The sequence below is a fragment of the Glaciecola sp. G7-5 genome, from assembly GCF_055808975.1.
The window spans coordinates 4,707,054-4,726,922 of sequence record NZ_CM147892.1; the positions used below are offsets into that span (position 1 = coordinate 4,707,054).

22 protein-coding genes are annotated in these 19,869 nt (G+C 40.7%); 12 read left to right on the top strand and 10 right to left on the bottom strand.

Annotation, left to right across the window (positions count from 1 at the left end; all coding sequences use genetic code 11):
• Positions 1 to 6: 6 nt before the first annotated feature.
• Positions 7 to 510, bottom strand: a complete 504-nt coding sequence (locus AC0L6H_RS20650) for a chalcone isomerase family protein (RefSeq protein WP_473391253.1) — start codon at positions 508 to 510, stop codon at positions 7 to 9.
• A gap of 169 nt (positions 511 to 679) precedes the next feature.
• Between AC0L6H_RS20650 and AC0L6H_RS20655 the strand changes: the two genes are divergently transcribed.
• The 9 genes from AC0L6H_RS20655 to AC0L6H_RS20695 all read left to right on the top strand — a co-directional run bounded on the left by AC0L6H_RS20655 (position 680) and on the right by AC0L6H_RS20695 (position 9,011).
• The gene (locus AC0L6H_RS20655; protein ID WP_473391255.1) at positions 680 to 1,108 is read left to right on the top strand and encodes a hypothetical protein; all 429 of its coding nucleotides are present in this window, start codon (positions 680 to 682) and stop codon (positions 1,106 to 1,108) included.
• Positions 1,030 to 1,683, top strand: coding sequence for a pyridoxal-phosphate dependent enzyme (locus AC0L6H_RS20660; protein ID WP_473391256.1), 654 nt, complete (start codon positions 1,030 to 1,032; stop codon positions 1,681 to 1,683). The genes AC0L6H_RS20655 and AC0L6H_RS20660 overlap by 79 nt, the downstream gene beginning before the upstream one ends.
• Before the next feature lie 86 nt (positions 1,684 to 1,769).
• Positions 1,770 to 2,186: a hypothetical protein gene (locus AC0L6H_RS20665; RefSeq protein WP_473391258.1), complete on the top strand. Its 417-nt coding sequence runs from the start codon at positions 1,770 to 1,772 to the stop codon at positions 2,184 to 2,186.
• 83 nt (positions 2,187 to 2,269) lie between these two features.
• Positions 2,270 to 3,466, top strand: a complete 1,197-nt coding sequence (locus AC0L6H_RS20670; RefSeq protein ID WP_473391259.1) for a saccharopine dehydrogenase family protein — start codon at positions 2,270 to 2,272, stop codon at positions 3,464 to 3,466.
• Complete coding sequence (nspC, locus tag AC0L6H_RS20675; protein WP_473391260.1) at positions 3,463 to 4,608, top strand: carboxynorspermidine decarboxylase; 1,146 nt, start codon at positions 3,463 to 3,465, stop codon at positions 4,606 to 4,608. Before AC0L6H_RS20670 ends, nspC begins: the two co-directional genes overlap by 4 nt.
• Positions 4,609 to 4,648: 40 nt before the next feature.
• Entirely contained in the window at positions 4,649 to 5,332 is a 684-nt protein-coding gene (locus tag AC0L6H_RS20680; protein ID WP_473391262.1) for a cupredoxin domain-containing protein, read from the top strand.
• Between the two features lies 1 nt (position 5,333).
• Positions 5,334 to 7,718 carry an EAL domain-containing protein gene (locus AC0L6H_RS20685; protein ID WP_473391263.1) on the top strand — a complete coding sequence of 795 codons (2,385 nt, stop codon included), beginning with the start codon at positions 5,334 to 5,336 and terminating at the stop codon, positions 7,716 to 7,718.
• Entirely contained in the window at positions 7,715 to 8,554 is an 840-nt protein-coding gene (locus AC0L6H_RS20690) for a DUF3034 family protein (protein ID WP_473391264.1), read from the top strand. Before AC0L6H_RS20685 ends, AC0L6H_RS20690 begins: the two co-directional genes overlap by 4 nt.
• 64 nt (positions 8,555 to 8,618) lie before the next feature.
• Positions 8,619 to 9,011, top strand: a complete 393-nt coding sequence (locus AC0L6H_RS20695) for a group I truncated hemoglobin (RefSeq protein WP_473391266.1) — start codon at positions 8,619 to 8,621, stop codon at positions 9,009 to 9,011.
• Between the two features lie 328 nt (positions 9,012 to 9,339).
• Here the strand turns inward: AC0L6H_RS20695 and AC0L6H_RS20700 are convergent, their stop codons facing one another.
• From AC0L6H_RS20700 to AC0L6H_RS20710, 3 genes are all read right to left on the bottom strand, one after another.
• A complete protein-coding gene (locus AC0L6H_RS20700) occupies positions 9,340 to 11,649 on the bottom strand; it encodes an AAA family ATPase (RefSeq protein ID WP_473391267.1) in 2,310 nt (769 codons plus the stop codon).
• Positions 11,650 to 11,741: 92 nt separating this feature from the next.
• Positions 11,742 to 12,470 (bottom strand): TIR domain-containing protein, encoded by a 729-nt coding sequence (locus tag AC0L6H_RS20705; protein ID WP_473391268.1) that lies wholly within the window; start codon positions 12,468 to 12,470, stop codon positions 11,742 to 11,744.
• 636 nt (positions 12,471 to 13,106) lie between these two features.
• Complete coding sequence (locus tag AC0L6H_RS20710; protein WP_473391270.1) at positions 13,107 to 13,397, bottom strand: energy transducer TonB; 291 nt, start codon at positions 13,395 to 13,397, stop codon at positions 13,107 to 13,109.
• Between the two features lie 406 nt (positions 13,398 to 13,803).
• Between AC0L6H_RS20710 and AC0L6H_RS20715 the strand changes: the two genes are divergently transcribed.
• Complete coding sequence (locus tag AC0L6H_RS20715; RefSeq protein ID WP_473394612.1) at positions 13,804 to 13,974, top strand: phage integrase N-terminal SAM-like domain-containing protein; 171 nt, start codon at positions 13,804 to 13,806, stop codon at positions 13,972 to 13,974.
• A 403-nt stretch (positions 13,975 to 14,377) separates the two neighbouring features.
• Here AC0L6H_RS20715 and AC0L6H_RS20720 read toward each other — a convergent pair whose 3' ends face one another.
• From AC0L6H_RS20720 to folB, 5 genes are all read right to left on the bottom strand, one after another.
• A complete protein-coding gene (locus AC0L6H_RS20720; RefSeq protein WP_473391271.1) occupies positions 14,378 to 15,211 on the bottom strand; it encodes an HDOD domain-containing protein in 834 nt (277 codons plus the stop codon).
• Positions 15,212 to 15,331: 120 nt separating this feature from the next.
• Complete coding sequence (locus tag AC0L6H_RS20725; protein WP_473391272.1) at positions 15,332 to 15,694, bottom strand: histidine triad nucleotide-binding protein; 363 nt, start codon at positions 15,692 to 15,694, stop codon at positions 15,332 to 15,334.
• 96 nt (positions 15,695 to 15,790) lie between these two features.
• Positions 15,791 to 16,591 (bottom strand): undecaprenyl-diphosphate phosphatase, encoded by an 801-nt coding sequence (locus tag AC0L6H_RS20730; protein ID WP_473391273.1) that lies wholly within the window; start codon positions 16,589 to 16,591, stop codon positions 15,791 to 15,793.
• Positions 16,588 to 17,100 carry a 2-amino-4-hydroxy-6-hydroxymethyldihydropteridine diphosphokinase gene (gene folK, locus AC0L6H_RS20735; RefSeq protein ID WP_473391275.1) on the bottom strand — a complete coding sequence of 171 codons (513 nt, stop codon included), beginning with the start codon at positions 17,098 to 17,100 and terminating at the stop codon, positions 16,588 to 16,590. Before folK ends, AC0L6H_RS20730 begins: the two co-directional genes overlap by 4 nt.
• The gene (folB, locus tag AC0L6H_RS20740) at positions 17,097 to 17,465 is read right to left on the bottom strand and encodes a dihydroneopterin aldolase (protein WP_473391276.1); all 369 of its coding nucleotides are present in this window, start codon (positions 17,463 to 17,465) and stop codon (positions 17,097 to 17,099) included. The genes folK and folB overlap by 4 nt, the downstream gene beginning before the upstream one ends.
• 90 nt (positions 17,466 to 17,555) lie before the next feature.
• Between folB and plsY the strand changes: the two genes are divergently transcribed.
• Positions 17,556 to 18,176, top strand: coding sequence for a glycerol-3-phosphate 1-O-acyltransferase PlsY (gene plsY, locus AC0L6H_RS20745; RefSeq protein ID WP_473391278.1), 621 nt, complete (start codon positions 17,556 to 17,558; stop codon positions 18,174 to 18,176).
• 82 nt (positions 18,177 to 18,258) lie between these two features.
• On the opposite strand, the gene AC0L6H_RS20750 is transcribed toward plsY, so the two are convergent.
• Positions 18,259 to 18,567, bottom strand: a complete 309-nt coding sequence (locus tag AC0L6H_RS20750) for a TraR/DksA family transcriptional regulator (RefSeq protein WP_473391279.1) — start codon at positions 18,565 to 18,567, stop codon at positions 18,259 to 18,261.
• A 251-nt stretch (positions 18,568 to 18,818) separates the two neighbouring features.
• Between AC0L6H_RS20750 and AC0L6H_RS20755 the strand changes: the two genes are divergently transcribed.
• Positions 18,819 to 19,787, top strand: coding sequence for an ion transporter (locus AC0L6H_RS20755; RefSeq protein ID WP_473391280.1), 969 nt, complete (start codon positions 18,819 to 18,821; stop codon positions 19,785 to 19,787).
• Positions 19,788 to 19,869 lie beyond the last annotated feature (82 nt).

Sequence of the window (19,869 nt, forward strand, 5' to 3'; positions counted from 1 at the left end):
ATTCACCTATTTCGTTAGTCCCAAGAGTTGTTCGCGCATTTCAGGTTCGGATGTTTGTTCTGACAACCAAATACTGAAAAACCATTTACTAAACTCTTTATCATGTACTTTACCTAAAAGTTTGTCGTTGAAATAAAAATGGCTTATTTGGTTTTTATCGACGACGCCGGTAATCATTTCGCCTTTTTTGACGTTTGGAAAAATATCTTGCATTTCTTGATACCACTTTGCGAGTTTAACTTCGTCATCCATTCCTAATTTGCGCATCTCATCAACCGAACGGCTAGCAATTTCTTTTCCGTCAAAATTGCGCAAGTACTTAAGTTCTAGCGCAAAGGGCTGCTCCATAGCAAACTTTCCTTGTGGAGCGATAAGCGATGCATCATAAATATCCCAAAAGAACATGGTAAGGCGAGTTTGGCCTACGACTTCTGGTGCTTCAAAATACTCTTTTAGATTTTGAATTGCCGACTCTGACGGCTTACTTATCAGTAAAGAACTAAACATCATTGCGACCGCTATGCCGAAAATGTATGTATGTTTTACTACTCGCTTGTGTAACATGACTCATATGACCTACAATTTAATTAGCTATGATGTAGTAACGTAATCTAAGCGACAATGGTTTATTAAACTTGTGTAATATATATGCGCTAGTCGTCTACTTGAATGAGCGAAAATGACATTAGACCTAAAATTGCCTTCTCCTTTAACGACGCTTGATGGTGCATTTTTGCATGGCAGTAGCGACAATCAATGTTATGCTGAAAAAAACAACATTTCACTACTATGCAAACGCGATGATCTCATACACCCTATCATCTCTGGAAATAAATGGCGTAAACTCAGCGCAAGTTTAGCTAACATTCAAAAAGCAAATTATCAGCATGTCATCAGTTTCGGCGGGGCATATTCAAATCATCTCCATGCCCTTAGTTGGGTGTGTCGTCAGTTAGGAATTAAATTTACAGCGGTCATACGCGGAAACTACAGTGACAATCTAAGCCCCACTTTGCTGGATATGCAAACATGGGGAACGCACTTACATTACGTCACAAAACTAGATTACAAAAAAGAAATGACGAAGCCTATTGCCAACATTTATTAGCGCAATTAAAGGCAGACTTTTCAATTCCTGAAGGTGGTTCTCACTTTTCTTCCTTAAATGGCATGAGTACATTATTGGACGAAATAGCACAGCAAAAGCCCGACACTACCCACATTATATTACCCGTCGCGAGTGGCGGGACCCTTGCAGGTTTAATAGCGAGCAAAGCACTTCCTCACGCAAAATTGATTGGCATAGGCGTACTTAAAGGTAAAGGCTATTTGGAAGAAATAGTAGAAAGCTTGTTACACGATGCCAATATAAACCCAAATGCAAAATCATGGCAAATATTGCACGACTTTCACCACAATGGCTATGCTAAATCCAGCGCCGATCTAAGAGATTTCATTCACGATTTCAATAGCGTATATAGCGATACAAGCTTGCAACAAAACATTGATGCAAGTCCATCGATTTCAGCAACACAAAGCTTGGCTATTGAAACCGTGTATTCGGGTAAATGCTTCTTTGCCTTAAAAGCACTGTTAAGCGAACGTTACTTCCCTCCAAATAGTAAGATCGTCATTATCCACACTGGCGGATTGCAAGGTGCAAGACCTGCGTCGCCCCAGTAAAGAAACCTTTATTTCTCAATAAGAACTGAACCTTTGACGCCTTCGTTTCGTTTCTAAGTGTAACGAAGCACTAAAGGCAAATACGAATGAAAGACCGGCTTATTTTGCAACAACATATGCCATATTCAACGATGATTAATGAGGCCTTAGCATTTTGTGAATCGATGTTAGCCCATTCTACTACGCTCTACCCTTTTGCACTGATGTCTGCTGATAAAGCACTGCACTGCATTTTTTTACCTGCAAGCGACCAACTTGCTAAACCGCAGATGATTGAATCTTTGCAGTCACAAATTGAATCGAGCAGAAATCCAAACATCCAAACAAGCTCTTTGCTCGTCTATGCAGCTACACTTAGAGATTCAGAGGAAGATGATACTGACGCATTGGTATTTACCATCACAGATTCACAAGGTCACAATACCATTACAATCTATCCCTATGAACACCAGCAAGACGGTATCAGACTAAAGCCACCATACACTTGCGACTTTTCTGATTAAAACAGCGCTTGTAACCGCTCTTCTCACACCGTATTATGCGACAAAAAGCGAATAATCGAACTATTTTCGAAGGAATATCCATTATGTCAAAAGTATTAATTATAGGCGCAGGCGGTGTTGCCTCTGTCACCGTAAAAAAGTGTGCGCGTTTGCCGCAACTTTTTGATGAGATTTACCTCGCCAGCAGAACGGTATCTAAATGCGAAGCGCTCCAAAAAGAAGTAGGCATTGATCGTGTAAAAGCGGTGTACGCAGTAGACGCTGACAATGCTGATGATGTGAGTGGATTAATTAACAAGGTCAAACCCGATCTTGTGGTAAACCTTGCCTTACCGTATCAAGATTTACCCATTATGGACGCTTGTTTAGCAACGAAAACTGATTATCTCGATACCGCTAATTACGAACCTAAAGATGTCGCAAAATTCGAATATTCGTGGCAATGGGCCTATCAAGAGCGCTTTAAAGAAGCGGGTATTATGGCGCTTCTTGGTAGCGGGTTTGATCCTGGCGTAACCAATGTTTATACCGCATATGCGGCAAAACACTATTTTGATGAAATTCATTATCTTGATATCGTTGATTGTAATGGCGGCGATCATGGACAGGCCTTTGCAACAAATTTTAATCCTGAAATAAACATTCGTGAAATTACGCAGGTTGGACGTTATTTTGAAGACGGCACATGGAAAGAAACACCACCACTGAGCGTGCGTGAAGACCTTGACTATCAAAATATTGGTGTACGCCCGTCTTACCTAATGTTCCATGAAGAATTAGAATCCATCGTCAAACACTTCCCTAGCTTAAAACGAGCTCGTTTTTGGATGACTTTCGGCGATGCCTACTTGACCCATTTACGCGTACTTGAAGGGATAGGCATGACCAGCATTACGCCAATTGATTTTCAGGGCCAGCAAATCGTGCCCCTTGAGTTTTTAAAAGCGGTGTTACCTAACCCGGGCTCGCTGGCAGAGGGTTACACAGGAAAAACCTGCATAGGAACCTATATTACCGGCATAAAAGACGGCAAAGAAAAAACAATTTTCATTTATAACAACTGTGACCACGCGGCTTGTTTTGACGAGGTAGGAGCCCAAGCTGTGTCATACACTACCGGTGTCCCAGCAATGATCGGGGCCGCACTGATGCTAAATAAAACATGGCATCAAGCGGGCGTTTGGAATATGGAGCAATTTGACCCTGACCCGTTTATGGATATGTTGAACGAACATGGTTTACCTTGGCACGTGATGGAATGTGAGAGTCCGTTTAAATGAATCGAGACGACTTATTCGCCAATAAGAATATTCCCAGTCCCTGTTATGTGTGCGAAGAAGACAAACTTCGCGCCAACCTAAGTCTTATGCAAGATGTACAACATCGCGCAGGTGTTGATATCATTTTGGCATTAAAAGGCTTTTCCATGTGGTCAACCTTTGCTGTAGTGCGCGAGTATTTGCAAGGTGCCACGGCGAGTTCTGTATGGGAAGCGAAACTTGCCAAATACGAAATGGGTAAAGAAGTTCATGCTTATTCACCCGCTTACAAACAGAATGACATGGACGAATTGGTCGATTTATGTGAGCACATTTCGTTTAACAGCCTAAACCAATGGCAGCAGTATAAAAGCCAAGTGTTGGCCGCAGGCGTATCTCCTGGTCTTCGAGTAAACCCTGAGAACCAAGAAGCCGATACGCCCCTTTACGACCCCTGCGCGCCAGGCTCACGCTTGGGAATTTTGGCATCACAGCTAGTTGGTGCAGATTTGTCGGGGATCGAAGGGTTCCATGTGCATAATTTGTGCGAGTGTGATTCCTACGCAGCGATGCGTACATTGCGCGCCATAGAAGAAAAGTTTGGGGAGTACTTACCCACACTCAAGTGGCTTAATCTAGGAGGCGGGCACTTGATGACTCGGGCCGGCTATGATGTTGAGCATTTGATATCTACATTGCAAAGCTTTAAAGCAAAATATCCTAATTTGCGCATTATTCTAGAGCCTGGTTCAGCCGTTGCATGGCAGGCGGGCCCTTTAATCGCAGAAGTCGTTGATATCGTAGAAAATGAAGATCAAATAGCAATATTGGATATCTCAGCCACAGGCCATATGCCCGATGTGCTCGAAATGCCTTACCGGCCCACCATATACAATGCGGGCCTTGCTAACGAAAAAGCCTTCACCTATAAACTAGGCGGCAATTCTTGTTTAGCGGGAGATGTTATCGACAGCTATAGTTTTGACCAAGCACTTAAACCCGGTGATAGACTCATTTTTGAAGACATGCTTCACTATACTATGGTAAAAACCAGCTTCTTTAACGGTGTTGAACATCCATCTATAGGTATTTTACAAAGTAATGGTGAGTTCAGCTTAGTCAAAAGTTTTACATATGAGGACTTCAGAAATAGGCTGTCCTAGCCGATATAAGCATAGGATGTAGCCATCAAATTGAAGTTATATGAACTTAAACAAGATAGCGCAGTTGTACTGCGCTTTTTTTATTGTTATTGCCTCGCCATTAGCGTACGCGCTAGACATTACGATTACAAACGCAGAGGGAAAGCCTGTCGTTGGTGCCGTTATTGGTATTCCTGAATTTACGCATGCCCCCGCAGACACTCAGCAAACCTTAGTGATGGACCAAATTGACTATCAATTTGTCCCCAGAATTTTAGTTGCTAATAAACAGCAGTGGGTAGATTTTCCAAATAGCGATGACGTGCGTCACCACGTATATAGCTTTTCTTCTCCAAAGCCCTTTGAAATAAAAATGTTCACCGGCAGTGACGCGGAACCTATACAGTTTAACCAACCTGGTATTGTCGTACTAGGCTGCAATATTCACGACTCTATGATTGGCTATATTTACGTCGCTGACGGTGTTTACACTGTTATCAGCAATGAGCAAGGTTTTGTAAATATAGACAAAACCCTTGTAGCCTTAAACTCGACATCAGATAAAGCAAGCGTATCAGCCACACTTTGGCACCCTTCGCTGTCGGCGTCGAGTACAGAAAGAATGAATATTACACTCGACCTCAACAAAGCACATCAAACGATTGCACTAGATACACGTCAAAACCGAGACGAAAAAAAGCCCATTAAAAACGGCTTCACTTCTAAGTTTAAGAAAAGAAGCTAATATGAAGAATCATTCATTAAACCAAAGTATTGTGAGACTGGTCATTAGCTTGGTCGTAATCACCTGCTTGACTATTTTGGTTAATGTTTGGATCGTCACCTTACAACAAGCGCAAACTAAGCTCGCAAAAGACATACAGTTGGCCCAAAAAGTACTCGGTGAAGTTTTACAGAATCAAGAAGAACTTTTGTTTACGTCGGCCTCAGTCCTTACCGACGACTTTGGCTTTAAACAAGCAATAGCGACCAAAGACAATGCAACCATAACCAGCGTTTTGTCTAATCATGGAAATAGAATAAGTGCCGATTTGATGGCTATTTTCACCCTAGATGGAGATACTATCGCCAGCACGATGAAAGCGCGCTCTACAGATGACAAGCAGCCTTTTGGTGAGATTAATATATCATCACAACTTGTGGATATAAGTCTTGAAGAAGGTGGCCTCTCAACCTTTATGAATGTGAATAACCGCGTTTATAAAGTCATATTGTTGCGTATTGATGCCCCTACACCAATGGCAATAGCCCTTATAGGCTTCGAGCTTACCCCTGAGTTTGTCAAAAAACTGGAAGATACTACGCAAATACAAGTAAGTCTGTTGGTGCAACAAAAAACGAATTCTCAGCCCCCTTTATTCATTAATAATTCGGCAAGTGGCGTACTTAGTGGCGCAAGCGTGACCTCAGTAAATCAACTTGCGTGGCACCACATTGCATTTTCAAGCGAAAAAATAGTCACGCAAGACTTTGTATTATACGACGACGATGTCATTCAAATTGATGTGGTATTAACACAGCAACTAAGTAAATTAATTTCTGAATTCTCAACTTTAAAATCGAATATCTCACTTATTATTTTTATTGCCATAGTGATCGCCTCCATCGTAGCGGTGCTTTTCTCCAAGCATTTGGCCCACCCTATTATGCAATTGGCTAGTGTAGCCCAGCGTATTTCAGCGGGTAATTATAAACAAGAAATTGACGCTATTAACGGCTCTAGAGAGTTTATGCATTTGTCTAACGCACTGAACAATATGCAAAAAAATATTCACGAACGTGAAAAACAAATTATTTTTCAAGCTCAGCACGACACGCTTACAGGCCTACATACGCGATACTACGCCGGAGATATCATTGACGAAGCACTCAAAAATACAGAGCTTTACAAGCAAGGATTCCACGCTGTTGGCATCAACATTAAAGGCTTCCGCGATATAAATGACGTGTTTGGATACCAATATGGTGATGCTTGTTTAAGAGATATCGCTGAACGTATCAAGCAATTGGGCGGCCTAAGCGCTCGTTTATCTGGTGGTGAGTTTTTATGGGTTCCGAGTATTAATGAAAATAACGAAAACCTTCGTGTTTGTGATGTAAAACTAAGAGAAGTAAAAGAAATTTTAGAACAGCCGGTTATCTATGAAGGTGTTTCAATGGCAGTCAAGATGGTGTTGGGAACCGTGCATTGTCCTAGCCAAGCCAATAGGGCAGAGCAGTTATTTAAGCTAACCAATATCGTTCTTGATGAAGCCCAATTACAACCGTCATTTATGTTGCACTACCAAGATATATTTGAGCAAAAATATATTCGCCGCGTGCAAATAATTACGCGTTTAAAGTCTGCCCTCACAGAAAACTCAGCAGATTTGTTTTTGTACTATCAGCCAAAACTTCACCTTAAAACGCAAAAAGTAAACGCTGTCGAAGCACTCATCCGTTGGATAGATCCTGAATTAGGCTTTGTTCCTCCCGACGAATTTATTGGTATTGCCGAAAGTGCCGGTCTTATTTCACAAGTAACCGATTGGGTACTTGAGCGGGCTGTTAGAGATGCTCAACACTTAGCAATGCAACAGATAGATGTTTGTATTGCGATTAACTTGTCGGCCAAAGATGTTACCAATCCCTATCTTTTAGATAAGGTCGCGGCACTGTTAGAAAACGCAAATTTACCCACAAACGCACTCAGTTTTGAAATTACCGAAAGTGATTTAGTAGAAGACCCTAAAGAAGCGGTTGTGCATTTGACGAATTTCAAGAATCAAGGATACGAACTTGCTATCGACGATTTTGGTACGGGCTATTCCTCGCTTGCATATTTAAAGAGTTTTCCAGTGCACACACTGAAAATAGATAAGAGTTTTGTTCTCAAATTGAGCCAAGATCAAGACGACCGCGATATTGTAGAAACAATTATGCAACTGGCACATAAATTTAAGTTAAACGTAGTAGCGGAGGGAGTAGAAGATGCAGAAAGTCTCGCGATCCTGGCTGAACTGGGCTGCACATGGGCGCAAGGATTTTACTTGTGTCGCCCTATTCCGCTAAATGATTTTATAGCTTGGGTCAACAATAATCAAAAAACAAAATGGTTAGAAAACGCATGAATAAAACTTCCCTATCTTTATTTCTTGCACTGCTTAGCTTGGGTAGTCAGGCAATCGCATCGCAAGGCAAACTCATTGCCACTTCTGGACTTATTCAAGTGGAGGGTTCAGGCGGCGGTGGCCTTGTACCATGGGCGACCTTGTCTGGTTACGATACCAAAGAACAGGTTTCAGTGAGTGCAGGAATAACAAAGGTCTCTTTAAAGGATTATCGCCTTAATAGCATGTTTGTATCAGCCTCTTTTTATGATCGCGCTGAAGTTAGCGTTGCGAGGCAAACCTTCGATTTGACTAGCCTTGGCGGTGATATCAGTCAACAAATAGTTGGATTTAAATACAAAATTACAGGTGATGCAGTTTATAGCGCTTGGCCTCAAGTGAGCATAGGCTTGCAACACAAAACGCTGCAAGATGAAGCGATTGCCAATGCACTTGGTGCAAAATCAACGAGTGGTACTGATATATATCTTGCCGCCACAAAGATTCATTTGGGCGCGATTTTTGGCTACAACGCCGTTTGGAACTTAAGTGCTCGGGCAACTAAAGCAAATGAAATGGGCTTGTTGGGTTTTGGCAGCGCCAATAATGATAGCTATAAAATAGTCGCTGAAGCGTCGGTAGGGATTTTATTCTCTCGTCATTTTGCCGTTGGTGCCGAATACAGACAAAAACCTGATAACTTAGGCTTAGAAGAAGATGATTGGTACGATGTATTCGTCACCTATATTCCAAGCAAATCAGTTAATTTCACCTTGGCATGGGCAAATTTAGGCACAATTGCAGGCGCGAAGGATCAGCAAGGTGCTTACATTTCAATATCGGGACAACTTTACTAATATGTATACATTAAATAGAAACCACAAGCTTAAAACGATACTCTGCGCAGGTAGTTTTGGTTTAATGCTGACACTGTCAGGCTGCCAAAATACCCAAACAACAACGAGTCTTTATCAAGAACTTGGTGGTAAAGACAAAATTGCTGAAATTACCGAGCACTTCATAGCAGAAATTAGTTTTGACCCGCACATCATTCGTTATTTCGAAAACAGCAACATAGACCGCTTTGAAGAAAAGTTAAACGAGCATTTATGCGCGGTTGTTGATGGCCCCTGCGAGTATACTGGTGATAGCATGGTGAATGTGCATACGGGTATGAATATCAATGAGCACCATTTTAATCTTATGGTTGAGTTATTAATAAATGCCATGACCAAAGCTGGCGTTGCTCATAATACTCAGAACAAAGTACTTGCCCGTCTTGCACCTATGCGTGAAGAGATTATTTACCGCTAAGTTTGTTCAAGCCTAGCTACTTTTACAGAACAAACTTCCTAAAATTGAACGCAAAAAAAAGCCTAATTCAACATTTGCGCTGATACGCAATAAAGGATCTATTTAATCCCTTTTTTATTTTTAATTACTCGCAATATCGACATATTAAAAAATGGAAAACTTTAAGAAGAATGACGAAGTATAGGCTTTCTATTTAACAATACAGATATTTAGCTTACTTTGTGTAATTTAGTTGTAAAGAGGCTAACTATAAAATCTTACATCGGTGTTTATGGTTGCTTATGCCAAAAAAAGACCTTCACCAACCTTTTTATGCGCTTTACACTAATCATGCAATAACCTCGAGCATTTCGTTGAAATGAATCTCATCAACTTCCTGAAGCCATGTAAAAATATCACCAATGACATTTTGGCTTTCACCTAAAAGGTTTTCTGATGAATCCTCATTGATTTCGATGACAGCGCTATGTGAATATTTGTTTATGAAGCGATAAATCTTTTCTTTGGTAGCTTCGTCTGTGATTTCGCAACCGTTCAAGCCACAATTCATAAGCTGTGCAATATCACTTCGGTGCTTTGGAAACTTGAAGCTAAAAAATGATTCAAGCAATTTCCTTGCAAGATTCGCTGTTAAAAAAGCTTCGTCGCGTGACAGTGATGGATTGTCTTTGTATGCATTCAGCTTTGAAAATATATAATGATATTCTGAATTGTAACTAACCAGACTAGAGTCCGCGTCTTTAAACGTTGATTGGCGCGGAACGACTGTTAACGCTTCAATTGTATAGAAGAACGCATTGGGATCTTTGGATGGATTCTTTCTCTTTCTATTGCGGTTTCCACCTTCGAACCAATCACGGATCAACTTGAAGTAAGTAAAGTTGTGCGTAAATACGAATAGCTGCTTTGCCTTGTCACAATTGCTACGAAGAAACGAATACGCGTGAAATAAGTGGTTCGAGTCAAAGCTTGAAACAGGGTCATCAACAACAACGATAGTATTTTCCATCTTGTTATCGTTTTCTTTTAACTTGGTTATAAAATAAACAAATGCAATAGCCGTTTTTTCACCTTCGCTCAAGTTTCCTTCTACCGGAACGGAATCGTTCCGCAATATTTCATAACCTTTTTTAACTGGGCTAAAACGAAGCGTTAATTCACTGCGACCAAGAAACTTATGGAGTGATTCGTTAAACTGGTCAGCCCCTAAGCCTTCGTTTGATAAAGAATCTTCAAGGTTTCTAATTTCACTTTTTCGGCTAGTTATAGTGGCTTTTAAAGTACCATTTGCAGCTGTCCGGTCAACAACTTCCTTTTTCTTGTTGTGGTAGCCGAAAGACTTAACCTCTGTTGTTGCATAGTGAAGTTCAAGCTGCTTCTTGGATTTGTCTGTTTCTTCTTTGAAGTTGCTCGATTTGTGGTTGTGCTTGCCAACAGTTGTATCAATCGCCGTCATGGCATTGTTATAAGTGTTTATCGAAGATTCGTTAATGAATTCAACCGATAGACCAGTTTCAAGCGGGTTTCCTGTCTTTTCTTTCAGGATTGTGTGCCAAGCTGATATTTCTTCATTAAGGAGATTGGTAGCCTTTTCCAAAGCTGCACAAGATTCACTGTATTCCTTTTTAAATTCTTCGTAAAAGTCGCTTACCGCTGGTAAAACAGGGTCTTGAATGTATTGATCTGTAAGCCAGCCATCAGCGCTCACAAGCCTGCTTTGAAAAGCTTTGTAATCGTCATTGAAATGGGCTTCGAGTTGTTTAGTACGTTCTTCAGTTATGGTGTTTCCACAAAATTCACACTCGTTTGTATCATGGTTATTATGAAGATCAAGACCAGTTTCAACCCAAGACTTTATATCACCATGTTCAACAAGTCGTTGAATAGTTTTACTGACTACGCTGGTCTTTAAAAGATCATCAAGACGCTTTTTGGCTTTGGTGAAGGTTTCCTGATTAATGGCCTGCTGTGTGAATGAAATTGGGTTCTTTTGGTCTGGTTTAGCCGCATTGGTTAGTTCGATAATTTTATCATTATCAAGAAGCGGCTCGTCTGTCTTCATGGCTTCAATGTTTGCGGCGACAAACGCTTCAAACTTGCGCTTATCGTAATTTAAGTAATAGCGATCTGTTGTATCAATTGATTGAAGGCTTGTCTTCATGTGTCTTGCGCTATCAGTACCAAATTTTGATGCAGCGTCGTCAAGCTTCCTAATTTCTTCCGCTTCTTTACTATGCGTTGCTAAATCTACCTTCTGTAATGTCTTCAGTTCTTCCAGTCTTTCGCGCTCTTCAATCTTCGCTTTATCTACAAGCAAGATACTTTTGACGACACTGCTCCATGATATATTTTCTTCAATGAAATCATGATTGAATGTGTAGACATTTAAATCGGCGTCGGTAATATTAGTTTGTGTAATTGACGTGCCGTCGTCTATAGCTACAGTTAATTCTGAAGATGGGAACTTTTCTGAATTAGTTTTGTTTTCTATGCATCGAAAAACATCTGAAAGCGTAGACTTTCCACTTCCGTTCCAACCATAAAACAGGTTGTACTTCCCAAAATCTTTGGCATTGGCGTTTGTGTGATTCTGATAGATACCGAACTGTTTTAATTTTTGTATGCTTTTTATTGACATAACATCCTTGCTCTAAAAGTCACGCGGTGCTCAATTGACATATAACGCCTCGTTCACCGGCTTCTCCGATGCAACGCTTTGTTATAAATGGTTTAGTAAAAACTTCGATCGACAGAAAATTTAAATACATTACCGCCAGCCAAATCCATGTTGTATAGAGTATTTCTTTCGAAGACTTGAGGAAGAAATTTCTTTGCTGAGCCAAGTTCCAATTTCAACTCATTATCAATATCCACATACTTTATAGCCACATCCTCTGGTGCTACATTTAAAAGCCAAGATTCCAATAGAACAAGCTTGTCATTTTCATCAAAGTTATCGTGATCATTTGCTGGTAGTTTCTTAGAAGCATCAGCCGAATGATTGCACAGCCCGTGAAGCTTCATGGCTTGTCTGATTTCGTGACAAGCAGGCCCAAGTGCTGCCGCTATTTCAGCTCTTGCGCGTTCACCAGAATACTTAGCGGGAGTAACACCTACTAAATCTGACGGAATATGAAGATTCACATTGTCAGGAATTACAATGAAGCAACGCCTCTTTCCAAGCTTTCCAATAAATAAACCGAGCTCGAATAAAACATTGTCTCTAACTGTCTCAGAGACATTTCCTCTCATTTTTGTTTCATCATCGGGAGAGAAAACAAACACACCAAAGTCCGAAGAAGACAAGGCCTCAGTTATTGAGTCTAGAGGTGTGACAGATAGAGAGAACATCCCCTGACTCCAAACAGTAATATCAGCATTATGCTGAAGATTAACTTGTAGCGAATATGCAATATCTAATCCTTCAGCGGACGAAGCGACAAAAACTTTCGGCTTCAATTGTGACTCCTTAATTCGATGGATTTAACGCTTTACATAACCGGTTTGTGGCGCTCTTCCACAAATCCGGTTAATGTTGTTATGTACCGAATTACTGCCTTTGATTGCGGTCATTTTCATCAATATTATACTCGCAATTAAAACAGTGTGTTTTCGGTATTCTACAACTTAAAAATGAACGCATCACCTGGTTCTTTTGGCAATTGGGGCAGAAGTAATTTATGACAGCGATTACCAGCAACACCCCGAGAACCATACCACCAATGTAAAAAGGGCTCAGATAGAAATTATCTACAGTAACCATAATAAACTGATTTCCAACTATACAGACAATTATCCCTATTAAATATAGTTTGAACAGATGGCTCTTCTTCAAAATTTACATCCATACTTAGGTACATAACGAGGCTGTAGATTTTCTCTTTTAGAAAAAGCACCCTCAAAATTTATTATAAGTTACGCCTCAAAACATGTCGCTACGTGAAAGCTGAGGCAATATTCTACCGAAAAATGATATTTAGAGGTTCTGTGAACATAGACTTCATCCGTCATTTTCCATTTTAGAGTAATTCTACAGCCTCAACACCAAATTAAGCGGCGCTGCCCGCTCTCACAGTGTCCGCTTCAATTTTATTGTTAACTTTCATTTTCAGCCTTAAAATCTAACCTAACTTTCAGGCCTCTCTGTGCAACAGCCTCACCATCCACAACTTTTGGTTTGTATTTCCATTTACTTAGAGCTCGAATCGCTTCTTTATCAAAGGTATCTCCGCTATCAGAATCCACAACGATTATATTTACTGGGTCACCGGTTTCATCAATATCAAACATTAATTCGACCCAACCTTCTGGTGGTAATGTCTCAGATGTTGAGTTACACCCAAGTAAAAAAGATAAAAATAGAGCTAAGAAAAACGTTCTAAACATAAATTCCCTTTTGAAAGTTAACAACTTATTTATGCAGACCGCATTGTAACAACGAGATAATTTCAATTTACACAGCCTCCATACTTGATTTTTTTCAATAGCTTACTATTTTTTCGGTGCTCATTTCTACAACTTTTTCTGCGTTTGGGATGAATGCAGAATAATCCCGCTCGTCGCTTTCCAAGGAATACAATAAATACAATCAGCTGTACTAAAATAGCAGCTAAATCACTGTGGTTACTATGCGTGCTTCGTAACCACAAGATCTAATCAAGCCTTAAGTTCAGGTATAGACTGGTCTGTAGGCCCGTTATCACTTTTGTAAAATGCGGTTTACTGAGCATTTTAAGTAACCACACAACACAAAAAGGAGTCAACAAAGAATCATTCACCATTTTTTGAAAGCATTCGTCATGTCATAAGTACAAAGCATTATTCAATACAAATTGAGAAAACCTATTTGTTATGGATAAAGCGTTTTATCTTGTTTAATCAGAAACGTCAGCCTATAGACCTTGGTGAACAGGAGGTGACACAATTCCTTACTCATCTTGCCGTCAACCGAGAAGTGACCTAATATACACAGAACTTGTCAATGCGCGCCATTGTGTTTATGTATAAGCATATCTTCGAAGGGAACTAATACTCCTAACTGGTGCAGTAAGAGCTAGAGCACCTACTAGAGTGCCGACTGTACTCACTCAAAGAAGCTCGATAAATCATTGGCCAATGACACACCAATCCAAATTCATATTCTCATTTCTATATGTCAGCGGCTTGACGAGCTTACCGCCAAGCCTAGCAAGACAGTACCCGAATGCTGTGAAAGAGTTTAATTAATTATAAAGAATTGGGGAGCTAAAATTTAGATCCCCTATTGCGTATTAGCCCAAATTAACATTAGGCTTTTTTGTATGTAATACGGTCTGACGTTATATGTTTTTTAGCATTGTGCTGATTGGCACCTAAAGCTTATTCCTTTATGCGAATATAGCTTTTGCATTATCTCTTAGTTCAATAAACTCCGGAGACTCTAAATCTGCCACATCAGTGAATAAACCACGTTCTTGCGCTACGCTTAGTACATCATCTGGATTATCAATATTGTTGGTAAGCGCTGCACCTACGCGTATGAAATCAATATAGCTAACCTTAGGTGTGTTAAAGTCGGTATCTCGCCAATGTTCAGCAACTTCGATAAAGATATCGTTGAACTGCCATTCACGCATAATGCTGCCACCAATACGACCTGATAGTTTATCTATCGCCACATCTAAAAAGGTAGGGTTAGCAAATACACTGTCGTGACGTTCAGCTTCTGTCAACACGGGTAAAGCACCAATGTCAGCCACTAAGCCCGAAAGTGTCATCGTGTCTAAACTTAACGAGTTATCTTTATGCGTTCTTTTATAATGCGTCATCGCAGCCATAGCGTTACCAACCATATTAACGGTTGATGACCATTTATTTGCCATGTAGGCTTTTACCACCTCATTTTTGGATACAAACAGTTGCTCCATTGCCAATGCAGTCGCGATATTTTTGACTTGCGCTAGACCGATGCGAGTGACCGCTTGTGTGGTCGAGGCTACTTTAACCGTTCGACCTAAGTAAGCACTATTCGCAATTTTAACCATGCGTGCACTAAGTGATGGATCTTGACCAACGACATCAGCCATGTCGTTAAGATTAATATTAGGATCGTCGGCGGCTTTTCGTACTTTTAATGCAATGGCCGGCAGCGTAGGAAGCACTAGTGTATCGTTGTTAATTTTCTCGACCAATATAGTTAAGAGTGCATTTTGAGTTGACATGTGATGAGCCTTATTTTTTTGAGTCAGACAAACGCCATTCCTTGAGCAGCTAATTAATGTAACAATCCTTGATACTGAATTCACCAATCGACACGCAATTGGAGACGCTAAGTTATGGTGTTATTCTATTTTTAGGTTGTCGGTGTATGGTGGCCAACCTAGTGGTTTCCCAGCCAATACATGCAAATGGATATGGTAAACTGTTTGACCGCCGTGTTCGTTGCAGTTCATCACAGTTCGATACCCTTCTTCCGCCACCCCAAGTTCGCCGACTACTTTTGCAGCGACACGATGCATATACCCAACCAGCGCCTCATCTGCTTCAGCGATATCATTGGTTGTGGCAATAGGCTTCTTCGGAATAACCAGAAAATGAATCGGTGCTTGAGGATTTATATCCCGAAAAGCGAGCACTCTTTCGTCTTCATATAAAATATCGGCCGGAATTTGTTTTTCAATAATTTTTGTGAAGATTGTTGCCATGTTTTTACTCCGTTAACAGATTCTGAATTTGAGCTGAAGCCGCCAACTACTGCGCGGCCTGTGTTTGAAAAGGTATCTACCGTTAATCCTACTCGCTTAGGTGTAGATTATATAGAGTAAAACGGCACCCAAAATTAAGCGGTAGATCACAAAGGGCAACATACCAATTTTTGAAATCCAACTCAAAAACAAATATATACATAAATAAGCTGCTACGAAGGAAAAAGTCGCGCCATAAAAAAGCGCCGTCCAATCTACACCTGATTTAGCCGCCAGTAAATCGAGGGTTGCGAATAAACCGGCTGCCAATATAATGGGAATGGATAACAAAAAGGAAAATCTTGCTGCGCTTTCTCGGGTGAGCCCAAGTAACAAACCTGCGGTCATGGTTATACCTGAACGAGAGGTACCGGGTATGACAGCAATAGCTTGAGCGGCGCCAATAAGTAAGGTGTCTTTTAGCGTGATTTTGTCGGTGCTTTTACGCTGTTTGGCGGTGGCATCTGCGTACCACAGCAGCAGACCAAAAACGATCGTTGTTATGGCGATAACGAGGGCTGTTCGTGCATTTAATTCAATCCAATCTTTCATCAAAAAACCAAATAGACCGGCAGGAATCGTTCCGATAACAATCCACCATGCTAAACGCGAATCAGTGCTTTGCTTTTTGCTAAAGCCATGGCCAAACCAAGCTAGACTTAAGCGCCAAATATCTTCGCGTAGGTAAATCATCACCGCCAACAGGCTCCCAACATGCACCGCAACATCAAACGCAAGACCTTGATTTTTCCAGCCTAAAACTTCAGCGGGTAATAACAAATGTGCCGAGCTTGAAATAGGCAAAAACTCGGTTAGGCCTTGAATAATCGCCAATATAATAATTTCAAAAATGGTCATTGCTTAGATGCACTCCATGTAAAGCCAGATGGCCATAGTCGTTGTTGTTTATTGTTGCTATGGGCTAAAAACTCTTGCCATAACACAGCGTAGGATTTTTGCGTACTAGGATGGATTTGTTGTGGAACAATTTCAGCCATAGGGCGCAAAACGAAAGCATTGTACTCAATTTCGTCGCGAGGTAATACTACAGGGTCACTAGTAATGACGTTGTCGAAGGTCAATAAATCGAGGTCAAGCGTACGATTGCCATACTTTTTGTCGCGAGTACGGCCATGTTCATCTTCAATACCTTTTAATCGTGAGCAAACTTCTGCAATAGAGCGCTTGGTATAAGCGAGCACAACTAAATTTAGGAAGTTGTCACCATCAAAGCCGACCGACTCACTTTCATATATGGTCGATAAAATGAGCTCACCAAAATCCCGGTGTAATGCTTGTAAACCGCATTTTGTATTGTGCTCTTTGTCAATATTTGAGCCGACACTAATTAGGATTTGATGTTTCATGAGCTTCCCGCATTATTGCGTTTGCGAGTAATTTTTATCCCGACCGCGGTGACATTATCTAAAATATCGGGTTTATTAAGCGTAAGCGTGACACAATCTGTCGCAAACTCTGCTAATAAAGTAGAGGCCATTTGCTCGGCCAAGGCTTCAAGAAGCTTATAACTTGCGCCATCAGCAATATCGGCCATGCGCTGCGCAATTTTGCCATAATCTAAGGTGTCGGTAACGTCGTCAGATTTTCCTGGGGTTTCGAGATTAGCTTGGAGTTCAATATCTACAATTACTCTTTGCTTTGCATGGCGCTCAAAGTCATATACACCAATGAGGGTGTACAGTTGAAGCCCATTTATATACACTTTGTCCATTCACACACACTTTTAAGGCTTACATAAATTGCAAGCTTGTTTAGTCAAGTCAACTATGCATAGTGTATCGCGAACCTATAGGTCAAGTACATGACTACATGGGTGGTTTTTTTTATTGTTGGCGCGTACCTGCTTGGGTCTATTTCAAGCGCGGTCATTATCACTCGCTTTTTTGTGAAGTCAGATATTCGTCAGCAAGGGTCTGGTAACCCCGGCACAACAAACGTGCTAAGAATAGCCGGTAAAAAAGCCGCCGCAATGGTGTTTATTTTTGATGTATTAAAAGGCGCGCTACCTGTCTACAGTGCCTTTTTAATGGGTTTTAGCCCAATGGTATTGAGCCTAGTTGCATTAAGTGCTTGTGTGGGTCATATGTACCCAATCTTTTTTGGCTTTAAAGGTGGAAAGGCTGTTGCCACGGCATTAGGTGCAATGATGCCGCTCAACGGGTGGCTGGCCCTTTGCCTATTAGGCACTTGGATAATCATTTTTGCGATTACACGCATTTCGTCATTAGCAGCCATTTCAACCTTATTGCTCGCGCCCGCCTACACCTTTTTGTTTAAGCCCGAATATACATACGCGGTGGCAACACTTTGCGCTCTGATTATCCTTAAACACAAAAGTAATATTATGCGTTTGTTGAGTAAACAGGAGGATAAAATTGCGAAAGACCGCAAGGCTTCTGAAGACAAGCAAACAGAAGACTGATGTAAGACGTTAATAATATACGCAATTGCTGCTAAAGCGCATCCATACGCTTTACAATTTATATAATTCGACGATGTAATTATTAACCACAGTCTTTACAATTTGCTGCAAACGGTATCGCATCTAAACGCTCAGGGCTAATATCGCCATGGCACTTTTCGCATTTGCCGTACATTGAGTTTTCGAGCTTAATAAGCGCATGTTCTATTTGTTCTAACTCATGTTCTGCTTCGTTTTTAAGATTAAGCAATACATCATCATTTTGCCGGTCTACCACTTGGTCAGAAAACTTTCCGCTGGTTTTACGGTTATGCAAATCTTTATTAATTTTAGCTACGCGAACACTCAATTCTTCTTTAAGCGCAAGCATTTTTTCTACTCTATTAGTCATCACTTTTCCTTAACGTACACGCATTAGTGCTGTATGTAGTCTAGGCCTAAATAGCACTATGGCATTGATACGAATCAACAAAACAGCATTAAGTCGCGACATCAAGGTGCGCTCCCTGCATAGTGGATGAATAGTGTATGCATAGCACTTATTTTTCTTTTACTCTTTTGACACACTGACTAAATTACAAAGGAAACACGCTAATAGTACCGTTTTTCTTTAACAGCCCAATTTGAAATAGCGAGAAATAAATGAATAGCTCTAATCTAAAGCATACTGTTTTTTATATATTGCAACCCTATGGCGAAGGTAATCATAAAGGCTATTGGTTTGACTGGTTTTTAATATGCCTAATATTTATTAATGTCATCGTTGTTATGCTCGAAACTATGCCTACTCTGCATGCACAACATCATCAGCTATTTTTTGCCTTTGAGGTGTTTTCGGTCGTTATATTTACCATTGAGTATATTGCAAGAATATGGACGTGCACCTTAGAAGAAAACCACGAAAATAGTCACAAATCGACACTGCGTCAGCGATTGCAATTTATGCTTAGACCCATGTCCTTAGTCGACCTTTTGGCTATTTTGCCATTTTATTTAAGTATGTTTGTAGCCTTGGACCTACGCGTATTGCGCTTATTCCGCTTATTACGCATGATGAAACTTGGTCGTTATTCGGTAGCCATGCAAACCTTGCAAGTTGTTATCGCTCGAGAATACCGAGTAATTATTGCAGCATTAGGAATGTTAATGATTGTGATGGTGGTTGCCGCAACCGTTATGTATCACTTAGAACATAGCGCACAACCGGAACACTTTGGCACTATTCCTGCGGCATTATGGTGGTCTGTCGTTACGTTAAGTACGGTGGGATATGGTGACGTTTCTCCGATTACGCCAGCCGGTCAATTTTTCGCCGGCATGTTTATTCTCATTGGCGTTGCCTTGTTTGCTTTACCGGCGGGTATTTTAGCATCCAGTTTTACTGAGCAAATGTCGCTTCGCCGAGTCCAGTTTAGAACCAGCGTAATGGACATGTTAGCACAAGGTCATTTAGCGCTAAGTGACCTGGAAAAGCTTGATCACGTTAGGCGATCCTTACGGCTAGATAAACAAGAAGCAGAGGTACTATTTACGGCGCTTCGCAAACAAAAAGAAGCCAAGCAAAAAAGCCACCCAAGTATTTGTCCACACTGTCATAAATCTATCGAATAAATGATCTAGAACAATATTTGAGCATTTTGGGGCTAGACTATTTCCTTAATTCGCCTATTAATAAATATAGGAAGCAATAACA

Excerpts from the sequence above, each read along its gene's own strand:
- AC0L6H_RS20700 (WP_473391267.1), bottom strand. The coding sequence starts at position 11,649 with ATGTCAATAAAAAGCATACAAAAATTAAAACAGTTCGGTATCTATCAG.
- AC0L6H_RS20725 (WP_473391272.1), bottom strand. The coding sequence starts at position 15,694 with ATGGCAACAATCTTCACAAAAATTATTGAAAAACAAATTCCGGCCGAT.
- AC0L6H_RS20660 (WP_473391256.1), top strand. The coding sequence starts at position 1,030 with ATGGGGAACGCACTTACATTACGTCACAAAACTAGATTACAAAAAAGA.
- AC0L6H_RS20750 (WP_473391279.1), bottom strand. The coding sequence starts at position 18,567 with ATGACTAATAGAGTAGAAAAAATGCTTGCGCTTAAAGAAGAATTGAGT.
- folB (WP_473391276.1), bottom strand. The coding sequence starts at position 17,465 with ATGGACAAAGTGTATATAAATGGGCTTCAACTGTACACCCTCATTGGT.
- AC0L6H_RS20755 (WP_473391280.1), top strand. The coding sequence starts at position 18,819 with ATGAATAGCTCTAATCTAAAGCATACTGTTTTTTATATATTGCAACCC.
- folK (WP_473391275.1), bottom strand. The coding sequence starts at position 17,100 with ATGAAACATCAAATCCTAATTAGTGTCGGCTCAAATATTGACAAAGAG.
- AC0L6H_RS20665 (WP_473391258.1), top strand. The coding sequence starts at position 1,770 with ATGAAAGACCGGCTTATTTTGCAACAACATATGCCATATTCAACGATG.
- plsY (WP_473391278.1), top strand. The coding sequence starts at position 17,556 with ATGACTACATGGGTGGTTTTTTTTATTGTTGGCGCGTACCTGCTTGGG.
- AC0L6H_RS20690 (WP_473391264.1), top strand. The coding sequence starts at position 7,715 with ATGAATAAAACTTCCCTATCTTTATTTCTTGCACTGCTTAGCTTGGGT.
- AC0L6H_RS20680 (WP_473391262.1), top strand. The coding sequence starts at position 4,649 with ATGAACTTAAACAAGATAGCGCAGTTGTACTGCGCTTTTTTTATTGTT.
- AC0L6H_RS20730 (WP_473391273.1), bottom strand. The coding sequence starts at position 16,591 with ATGACCATTTTTGAAATTATTATATTGGCGATTATTCAAGGCCTAACC.
- AC0L6H_RS20650 (WP_473391253.1), bottom strand. The coding sequence starts at position 510 with ATGATGTTTAGTTCTTTACTGATAAGTAAGCCGTCAGAGTCGGCAATT.
- AC0L6H_RS20655 (WP_473391255.1), top strand. The coding sequence starts at position 680 with ATGACATTAGACCTAAAATTGCCTTCTCCTTTAACGACGCTTGATGGT.
- AC0L6H_RS20710 (WP_473391270.1), bottom strand. The coding sequence starts at position 13,397 with ATGTTTAGAACGTTTTTCTTAGCTCTATTTTTATCTTTTTTACTTGGG.
- AC0L6H_RS20695 (WP_473391266.1), top strand. The coding sequence starts at position 8,619 with ATGCTGACACTGTCAGGCTGCCAAAATACCCAAACAACAACGAGTCTT.
- AC0L6H_RS20685 (WP_473391263.1), top strand. The coding sequence starts at position 5,334 with ATGAAGAATCATTCATTAAACCAAAGTATTGTGAGACTGGTCATTAGC.
- AC0L6H_RS20670 (WP_473391259.1), top strand. The coding sequence starts at position 2,270 with ATGTCAAAAGTATTAATTATAGGCGCAGGCGGTGTTGCCTCTGTCACC.
- AC0L6H_RS20720 (WP_473391271.1), bottom strand. The coding sequence starts at position 15,211 with ATGTCAACTCAAAATGCACTCTTAACTATATTGGTCGAGAAAATTAAC.
- nspC (WP_473391260.1), top strand. The coding sequence starts at position 3,463 with ATGAATCGAGACGACTTATTCGCCAATAAGAATATTCCCAGTCCCTGT.